This window comes from Actinomadura sp. BRA 177 (assembly GCF_013372625.1).
GTDB lineage: Bacteria > Actinomycetota > Actinomycetes > Streptosporangiales > Streptosporangiaceae > Spirillospora.
The window spans coordinates 1-8,620 of sequence record NZ_JABXFD010000052.1; the positions used below are offsets into that span (position 1 = coordinate 1).

10 protein-coding genes are annotated in these 8,620 nt (G+C 73.7%); 6 read left to right on the forward strand and 4 right to left on the reverse strand.

Annotated features, from left to right (window positions below; genetic code table 11):
- The 3 genes from HUX53_RS00235 to HUX53_RS00245 all read left to right on the forward strand — a co-directional run.
- A partial coding sequence (locus HUX53_RS00235; RefSeq protein ID WP_176401134.1) for a universal stress protein occupies positions 1–388 on the forward strand: 388 nt, incomplete at its 5' end.
- Positions 389–410: 22 nt separating this feature from the next.
- The gene (locus HUX53_RS00240; protein WP_176401135.1) at positions 411–1,055 is read left to right on the forward strand and encodes a nucleoside monophosphate kinase; all 645 of its coding nucleotides are present in this window, start codon (positions 411–413) and stop codon (positions 1,053–1,055) included.
- Positions 1,052–1,891, forward strand: a complete 840-nt coding sequence (locus HUX53_RS00245) for a 1-aminocyclopropane-1-carboxylate deaminase/D-cysteine desulfhydrase (protein WP_176401136.1) — start codon at positions 1,052–1,054, stop codon at positions 1,889–1,891. The genes HUX53_RS00240 and HUX53_RS00245 overlap by 4 nt, the downstream gene beginning before the upstream one ends.
- Positions 1,892–1,929: 38 nt before the next feature.
- Here HUX53_RS00245 and HUX53_RS00250 read toward each other — a convergent pair whose 3' ends face one another.
- The 3 genes from HUX53_RS00250 to HUX53_RS00260 form a co-directional block, all read right to left on the reverse strand.
- Entirely contained in the window at positions 1,930–3,003 is a 1,074-nt protein-coding gene (locus tag HUX53_RS00250) for an acyl-CoA dehydrogenase family protein (RefSeq protein WP_176401137.1), read from the reverse strand.
- Positions 3,000–4,193: an acyl-CoA dehydrogenase family protein gene (locus HUX53_RS00255; protein ID WP_176401138.1), complete on the reverse strand. Its 1,194-nt coding sequence runs from the start codon at positions 4,191–4,193 to the stop codon at positions 3,000–3,002. Before HUX53_RS00255 ends, HUX53_RS00250 begins: the two co-directional genes overlap by 4 nt.
- 106 nt (positions 4,194–4,299) lie before the next feature.
- Positions 4,300–4,713, reverse strand: a complete 414-nt coding sequence (locus HUX53_RS00260) for a nuclear transport factor 2 family protein (RefSeq protein WP_176401139.1) — start codon at positions 4,711–4,713, stop codon at positions 4,300–4,302.
- An 80-nt stretch (positions 4,714–4,793) separates the two neighbouring features.
- Here HUX53_RS00260 and HUX53_RS00265 point away from each other — a divergent pair, with 80 nt between their 5' ends.
- Complete coding sequence (locus tag HUX53_RS00265; RefSeq protein WP_176401140.1) at positions 4,794–5,381, forward strand: TetR/AcrR family transcriptional regulator; 588 nt, start codon at positions 4,794–4,796, stop codon at positions 5,379–5,381.
- 16 nt (positions 5,382–5,397) lie between these two features.
- On the opposite strand, the gene HUX53_RS00270 is transcribed toward HUX53_RS00265, so the two are convergent.
- A complete protein-coding gene (locus HUX53_RS00270; RefSeq protein WP_176401141.1) occupies positions 5,398–7,419 on the reverse strand; it encodes an AAA family ATPase in 2,022 nt (673 codons plus the stop codon).
- 119 nt (positions 7,420–7,538) lie between these two features.
- Between HUX53_RS00270 and HUX53_RS00275 the strand changes: the two genes are divergently transcribed.
- Both HUX53_RS00275 and HUX53_RS00280 read left to right on the forward strand, forming a co-directional pair.
- Complete coding sequence (locus HUX53_RS00275) at positions 7,539–8,336, forward strand: SDR family oxidoreductase (protein ID WP_176401142.1); 798 nt, start codon at positions 7,539–7,541, stop codon at positions 8,334–8,336.
- A gap of 79 nt (positions 8,337–8,415) precedes the next feature.
- Positions 8,416–8,620 (forward strand): ATP-binding cassette domain-containing protein (locus tag HUX53_RS00280; RefSeq protein ID WP_176401143.1); only part of this gene is annotated, 205 nt, incomplete at its 3' end.

The window sequence follows — 8,620 nt, forward strand, 5'->3', positions numbered from 1 at the left end:
GCTCGGCTGCGGCATCACCGAGGCGCTGCGCGGCTCCGGCGCCGAACTCATCGCGCGGCTGCTCGGCGAGGTGTCGGGCGGCCCGCCGGACGGGGTGGAGCTGACCGCGCTGGCGCTGGTCGGGGAGCCGGGCGCCACGCTGGTGCGGCTGGCCGGCGACGACGACATCCTGGTCGTGGGGCACGGGACGCGCGGCCCGTTCTCCCGGCTGCTGCGGCCGTCGGTGCGGCTGCACTGCGCGCGGCGGGCCCGCGCGACGCTGGTGTGCGTCCGGCAGCCCTCGTTCGAGACGCTGATGGAGGGCCTGGCCGTCCGGGACGAGTCGCCCGAGCACGCCCCGGATTCACGTTTCCGCAGGCTGGGGCGGCGGCTGCGGCTTCCGCTCTGACCACCCGCCTAGGCTGGACGGCATGCGCAAGTACGTCATCATCGGCGCCATCGGAAGCGGCAAGGGGACGCAGTCGGGGCTGCTCGCGCGGGATCTGGACATCGTGCACATCAGCGTCGGCGACATCTTCCGCTGGCACGTCAAGAACCACACCAAGCTGGGCGCGCAGGTGCGGCGCATCATGGCGGCCGGTGAGCTGGTCGGCGACGACCTGGCCGAGAACGTCGTCCGGGAGCGGCTCGACCAGCACGACTGGAACTACGGGTTCGTCATCGACGGGTTCCCGCGCAGCCGCCGGCAGACGGAGTTCTTCCTGGAGAGCTACGACATCGACGGGGTGATCCATCTCGACCTGCCGGACGCGGAGGTCCGCCGCCGGGTGCTGGGCCGCCGGCTCTGCTCCAGGTGCGGAATGGACTACAACCTGATCGCGGACCGCCCCACGCAGGAGGGGCGCTGCGACGTGTGCGGCGGCGAGCTGGTGACCCGCGAGGACGACACCGAGGAGGCGCTCGCCGAGCGGCTGCGCGACTACCACGAGAAGACCGACCCGATCCTGGAGCTGTTCGGCCGCAAGGAGTACGTGGTGACGGTGGACGCGCGGCCGGGCATCGACGAGGTGCAGCGGACGCTGCGGGAGAGGCTGCGGCTGCCGATGCCGGGATGACCTCGCCCGTGGTGGAGCTGGCCGACGACCGGGCGGCGCGGCGGGGCCTGCGGCTGTTCCTGAAGCGGGACGACCTGATCCACCCGGAGCTCCCCGGCAACAAGTGGCGCAAGCTCAAGCACAACCTCGAACCGGCGCGCGCGCACGGGACGCTCCTGACGTTCGGCGGCGCCTACTCCAACCACATCCGCGCCACGGCGGCGGCCGGGAAGCTCTTCGGGTTCGCGACGATCGGCGTGATCAGGGGCGAGGAGCACCTGCCACTGAACGATTCCCTGACATACGCCGAGCGGATGGGCATGCGCCTCGCCTACATGGACCGCACCACCTACCGGCGCAAACACGAGCCGGACGTCGTGGACGCCTTGCGCGACCAGTGGGGCGACTTCTACCTGCTCCCAGAAGGCGGCAGCAACGCGCTGGCCGTCCAGGGCTGCGCGGAACTCGGTGCGGAGGTGCCGGGCTTCGACGTGATCTGCTGCCCCTGCGGGACGGGCGGGACGCTCGCCGGCCTGGCAGCGGGCCTGGCCCCGCATCAGCGGGCTCTCGGGTTCTCCGTGCTGAAGGGCAACTTCATGGACGGCGAGGTAGAGCGCCTCCAGCGCGAGACATACGGCGAGCGGCGGGGAGACTGGCGCGTCGAAGGCGGCTTCCATTTCGGCGGCTACGCCAAGCGAACCCCGGAGTTGGACGCCTTCATCGACGATTTCGCCGACCGGCACGGCATCGTCCTCGACCCGATCTACACGGCCAAGATGATGTTCGGAATCTTCGCCCTCGCCGACCGCGGTGCCTTCCCGAACGGAACTCAGATCCTGGCCATCATCACCGGCTGACCGGACGGCCCCGGGCGCGGGATCGTCCGGGATGAGCGTCAGACCGGGGGCAGGTCGACCAGGGTTGCGAGGGCGGCCCGGTGGTGGTCGGGCGTGCCCAGCGCGATCGCGTCGGCCTTGGCGCGCTTCAGGTACAGGTGCGCGGGGTGCTCCCAGGTGAAGCCGATGCCGCCGTGCATCTGCACGCATTCCTCGGCGGCCTTGAGCGCGATCGCCGAGCAGTGCGCCTGCGCGACGGCCACCGCGATCGGCACGTCCTCATCACCGGCGGCGACGCAGGACGCCGCGTGCCGGGCCACAGCACGGGCCTGCGTGATCGACGTCCACAGATCGGCGAGGCGGTGCTTGAGCCCCTGGTAGGAGCCGACCGGCCGGCCGAACTGGTAGCGCGTCTTCACGTAGGCGACCGTGTCGTCCAGGCAGCGCTCGGCCAGGCCCAACTGCTCGGACGCCAGCATCGCGGCCCCGGTCAGCAGGGCGGCGCGGACGGCGTCCGTCCCCTCGGCGACACGCCGGGCGGGCGCGCCGGAGAAGGCGATGTCGGCGAGCCGCCGGGTCATGTCGAGCGAGGTCACGGCGGTGCGTCGGGCGTCGGCGGCGTCCACCGCGTAGAGACCGTCAGAGGCCGGGACGAGGAACACGTCGGCCGCCATGCCGTCGGCGACACTGGTGACCTCACCGGTCAGCGTCCCGTCCGCCGCCTGCACGGCCGAGGAGACATCACCGGGACCGGCGCTGAACGGCACGGCCAGAACGGCGATCTTCTCCCCCGCGGCCAGCTCCGCGAGCAGGTCGCGCTCCCCAGCGGCCAGCAGCGCAGCGGTCGCGACGACCGAGCTGGTCAGGAACGGGAGGGGCGCGGCGGACCGGCCCAGCTCCTCCATGACCACGGCGGTCTCCCGCCAGGTGGCGCCGGCGCCGCCGAGGTCCTCGGGAACCGGCAGCCCCGCGCAGCCGAGCTGCCCGGCGACGGCCCGCCACAGCGCCGCGTCGTACGGCTCGTCCTTCTCGGTGCCGGCCAGGACCGACGTCCACGGCGCCTTGTCGTCGAGCAGCTCGCGGACGCCGGCCCGCAGGTCGTTCTCGATCTCCGAGTACAGCAGGTCGCTCACTTGGGCAGGTCCTTCCAGGGCACGTCCTTGTCGACGCGGATCTCGCCGGGCAGGCCGAGGACGCGCTCGGCGATGATGTTGCGCAGGATCTCCGAGGTGCCGCCCTCGATGGAGTTGCCCTTGGCGCGCAGGTAGCGGTAGCCGGGCGAGCGGCGGGTGAAGTCGACCTCGGTGGGGCGGCGCATCGTCCAGTCGTCGTAGCGCAGGCCGTCCTCACCGAGCATCTCCAGCTCCAGGCCGGAGACCTCCTGGTTGAGCTTGGCGAAGGCCAGTTTGGCGCCCGAGCCCTCGGGGCCGGGCTGCCCGGCGGTGAGCTGCTGGCGCAGCCGCGCACCGGTGAGCCGGGCCGCCTCGGTCTCCACCCACGCGCGCAGCAGCGCGTCGTGCAGGCCGGGGGTGCGCAGTTCGGGGCGGTCCCGCCAGAGCGCGGCGACGACGCCGACCATGCCGCTCTCGCGCGGCGCGGCGTTGCCGCCGATCGCGACGCGCTCGTTCATCAGCGTCGTGGTGGAGACCTGCCAGCCCTGCCCGACCTCGCCGAGCCGGTGCTCGTCGGGGATCCGGACGTCGGTGAGGAACACCTCGTTGAACTCGGCCTCGCCGGTGATCTGCCGCAGCGGCCTGACCTCGACGCCCGGCGCGGTCATGTCGCACACGAAGTAGGTCATGCCGCGGTGCTTGGGGACGTCCGGGTCGGTGCGGGTGACGAGGATCGCCCAGCGCGCCTCGTGGGCCATGGACGTCCAGACCTTCTGGCCGTTGACCGTCCAGGCGTCGCCGTCGCGGACGGCGCGGGTGGCGAGCGCGGCGAGGTCGGAGCCGGCGCCGGGCTCGCTGAACAGCTGGCACCACAGCTCCTCGCCCGTCCACAGCGGGCGCAGGAAGCGGCGCTTCTGCTCCTCGGTGCCGAACGCCAGGACCGTCGGCGCGGCCATCCCGAGCCCGATGCCGTTGCGCTCGGGATGGTTGGTGGGCGCGCCGGCCTTGGCGAACGCCCGGTCGACGGCGGGCTGCAGGTGGCGGGGGGCGCCGAGCCCGCCGAGCCCCTCCGGGTAGTGGACCCAGGCGAGCCCGGCGTCGAAGCGGGCCCGCAGGAACTCCAGGGGCTCCATGGCCGAGGGGTCGTGGCCGGCGAGAAACTCGCCGACCCGCCTGCTCAGCTCGTCGGCGTCGGGCGGTGCTGTGCTCACAGGGCGAACCTCCGCGCGGGGCGGCGGGCGGCGGCCGGGCCGCCCGCAACGAACATACCAACCGGTCGGTATGGCAGCTCCACCCTAGGAACCGCCGGACCGCCGGTCAACCGGCCCCGCCGCCGGCCAGCGCGCGGGCGAGCCCCGAATGGTCGTGGTAGTCGCGGGACTCGACGATGTGCCCGTTGCGGACGCGCAGGACGACGATGTTGGGCACGACGAACTCGTGCCCCGTCTCGGTGTTGCGGCCCGCGTACTCGTACTCCGCGATGATCACCTCCGGGTCGGGGGTCTGGTGGACGACGACGTTGCGCGCGGCCATCTCCAGCGGCAGCGCCTCCAGGCGGGCGAAGTGCTCGCGCAGCGCCGCGCGGCCCTCCAGGCGCGCGGCGGGCTGGGCGAACGGCTGCACGACCACCGCGTCCTCCGCGTAGAGCCGCGGCAGGTCGTCGGACCGCCGCGCGGTGATCCCGTCGATGAGCCGCTGGAAGACGGCGCGGGGGCTGGCGAACTCGGACATGACACTCCCCTACAATCGGAGTCCGTGCTCCGTATGAGAAAATACGGAGTCAGCACTCCGCATGTCAACGAAAGGTCGCGATGACCTCACCCGCGTCCGGCAGGCCGCTGCGCGCCGACGCCCTCCGCAACCGCGCCAAGGTCCTCGCCGCGGCCGAGGAGGTCTTCGCCGTCCAGGGGACCTCGGCCTCCACCGAGGAGGTCGCGCGGAAGGCGGGGGTCGGGATCGGCACGGTGTTCCGGCACTTCCCGACCAAGGAGTCGCTGCTGGAGGCCGTGCTGGTCGCGCTGCTGGAGCGGCTCGCCGCGGAGGCGGAGGAGCTGCGGTCGGCCGCCGATCCGGGCGCGGCGTTCTTCGGGTTCTTCTCCCGGGTGGTCTCCCGGGCGGCGACGAAGCAGGCCGTCACCGAGGCGCTCGCCGAGGCCGGCATCGACGCCCGCGAGGCCACCGGGAGCGCCGGCCCCGGCCTGAAGGCGGCCCTCGGCGTCCTGCTCGAACGGGCGCAGGCGGCCGGGGCCGTCCGCGGCGATGTCGGCGCGGGCGAGGTCATGGCGCTGCTGGCCGGCATGTCCTACGCGGCCGGACACGCCGGAGCCCGCGAGAGCGTCCTGCGGATCGCCTTCGACGGTCTGCGCCCGTGCCCCGATCAGGCGGCGGCGCGCAGGTAGTGCGACTATCCGCCGGCTACGACATCATGAGTTCGGCGGGGAGATCGTCCGCGTGCAGGACGGTCAGGGACGTGACGGCGCGGGTCAGTACGACGTACAGGCGGGCTAGGCCGCGCGCCTCGGCGGCGGTGATGGCGGCGGGCTCGGCCACGATCACGTGGTCGTACTCCAGGCCCTTGGCGAGCGTCGCGGGGATGACGAGCAGCCGGGCGGTGCCGTCGGACTCGGGGCCGAGGATCTCGTGCTCCAGCCCGGCCGCCGCCAGATCCTCCGCGTGCGCGTCCGCGTCGGCGTCGGGCACGATCAGGCCGACCGCCCCTGGGCGGGCCAGGGCCTCGCGCGCGGCGTTGACAGCGGCGGCGCGCACGTCGGGGACGCGCCGCACGTCCAGCGCGCCGGTGCCGGGGCGCAGCGAGCGCGGCCGTTCCAGGCCGGGCGCGACGTGCGGGAGCAGGCGGGCCGCATAGTCGAGGACGCTGCCCGGCACGCGGAAGCCGAGCGTCAGCTCGGTGACCTCCCCGTCCTGCCCGAGGTGGGTGAGCACCTCCTTCCAGGAGCGGGCGGACCAGGCGGTCGTGCCCTGGGCGAGATCGCCGAGGACGGTCGCCGAGCCCGTCCCGCAGCGGCGGCCCAGCGCGCGGAGCTGCATCGCGGACAGGTCCTGCGCCTCGTCCACGACGAGGTGGCCGAGTGAGGCGGTCCGCTCGATGAGGTCGGTCAGCTCGTCGAGGAGGGCGCGGTCGGCGGCGGTCCACTTGGCCGAGCGGTGGGAGCGCGGGGGCTTGGCCCACAAGATCGCGGCCTGCTCGTCGTCGTCCAGGACGCCCCTGGCCGCCCTCCGCAGGAACTCGGCGTCCGACAGCAGCCCGTGCAGGACCTGCTCGGCGGTCACCTTCGGCCACACCGCGTCGAGCACCTGCTTGACCGGCCGGCTCCGCGCGACCTGGTCCTGGACGCGGTCGTCGGGTGCCTCGCCGCGCCGCTCCATCAGCACGAGGATCCGGTGCGCGAGCCGCTGCGCGAACGCGGCGCGGCCGGCGCCGTAGCGGGTGGTGCCGCGCAGCCCCGCGGCGATCTCGCGGACCTCGTGGTCGGCGAGCCGGTAGCGGGCCGCGCCGCGGGTGACGACGAGGCCCTCCTCGGGTTTGCGGACGTGCAGCCACAGCGCCTTGCGCAGGATGTCAGCCATCCGCGCATCGCCCTTGGCGGCGGACACCGCCGCCGGATCCTCCCCCAGCGGCGCGCCGAGCAGGTCGTCGATGGTGGCCTGCTCGACCCTGACCTCGCCGAGCGCGGGCAGCACCGCCGAGATGTAGGCGAGGAACGCCCGGTTCGGGCCGACGATCAGGACGCCGGATCGCGACAGCCGCTCCCGGTGCGTGAACAGCAGGTAGGCGGCGCGGTGCAGGCCGACGGCCGTCTTGCCGGTGCCGGGCGCGCCCTGCACGCACACCGTGCTGGGCAGGCCGGCGCGGACGATCACGTCCTGCTCCGGCTGGATGGTGGCGACGATATCGCGCATCGGCCCGGTGCGCGGCCGCTCGATCTCCTCGGTGAGGATGCGCGACGGCCCGATGGCGCCGCCGTCGAGGGGCTCGTCCTCGAACGCGGTCAGCTCGCCGGCCTGGAACCCGAAGCGGCGCCGCAGCCGCCAGCCCATCGGGTCGGCGGGCCCGGCCTGGTAGAAGGCGCGGGAGACGGGGGCGCGCCAGTCCAGCACGAGCGGGCGCCCCTCATCGCCGTCGTGGACGTGCCGCCGCCCCACGTACATGATCGCGGGCAGGTCGGAGGCGGTATCGCGGTCGCGGTCCATGCGGCCGAAGAACAGCGGGGTGCCGGGGTGGTCGGCGAGGGCGGCGACCCGCTGGTCGAGCAGCGACTCCAGGTACTGCTTCGACACCCAGTCGGCGGCGACGTCGGCGGACAGGCTCTCGGCGTGCTCGCGCATGCGGCGCAGCGCGGCGCGGGACTCGGTCAGGTGGGCGCGTTCGGCGGCGAGTATCTCCGGTTCGTCGGTGTCGGCGGTTTCGGCGGGCATGCGGGCAGGCCTCCGGCGGCGAGAGGGCGGGAAGGGAAACTCACTACCCTACCGGCTGGTGCGGGGCCCGGCGGCGCTTCGCCTTGCCCGGCGGGGCGGCGGTGTGTGACGTTGGGCGGATGGTGACTTTGACGGGACGGTCCGCGTTGGTCACGGGAGCCTCGTCCGGCATCGGCGCGGTCGTCGCGGAGGCGCTCGCCGCCGCCGGCGCGCGGGTCGGGCTGGTGGCGCGGCGCAAGGACAGGCTGGAGGACGTGCTCGCCCGGTGCCGCGAACACTCCCCCGAAAGCGCGATGTGGACGGCCGACCTCGCCGATCTCGACGGGATCGCGGGCCTCGCGGCGGACGTCGAGCGCGCGTTCGGCGGCGTGGACGTGCTGGTCAACAACGCGGGGATGCCGAAGCGGCGCCGCGTCCAGGACCTGTCGCCCGCCGAGGCCGAGGACGTGATGCGGCTGAACTACGCCTCCCCGGTGCGGCTCACCCTCGCCCTGCTGCCCGGCATGATCGAGCGGGGGCGCGGGCACCTGGTGGCGGTCGGGTCGGTGGCGGCGCGGCTCGGCCCGCCGCACGAGGGCGCCTACGGCGCGTCCAAGGCGGCGCTGACCGCGTTCTGGGAGAGCATGGCGGTCGACCTGGACGGCACCGGCGTGCAGGTCCACGTGATCCAGCCCGCGCTGATCGCGGGCACGGAGCTGTTCACGCTGCCCGGCAACGAGCCGCCGCTGAGCGACGTGTCGGACGCGCTGCCGCCGCAGCAGGTCGCCGACGCCGTCCTGGACGCCCTGGACAGCGGGAAGTTCGAGCAGTACGTGCCGGCCTGGTTCGACGAGATGGCGTCCGGCAAGGCCGCCGACGTCGACGCGTTCATCGCCGGCGTCAAGGAGTGGGCCCGGGACCAGCTGACGCCGCCCTGACCGGAGGCGTTGCCGCCGTCCCCGCGCGTCAGTAGGGTGTGGAACCGCCAGTGATCCACCTCACATTGCCGAGGTGCGGATGCCCGCTCCGGATGGTCTGCAAGTACGCGACGTGACGGTCCGCTTCGGCCGCCTGACGGCCGTGGACGGCGCCGGGCTGACCGCGCCGCCCGGCACGGTGACCGGGCTGATCGGCCCGGACGGCGCGGGCAAGACAACGCTGTGCGACGTGATCGCCGGGCTGCGCCGGCCGGCGATCACGCCGTCCCGCCAACACACCTCAC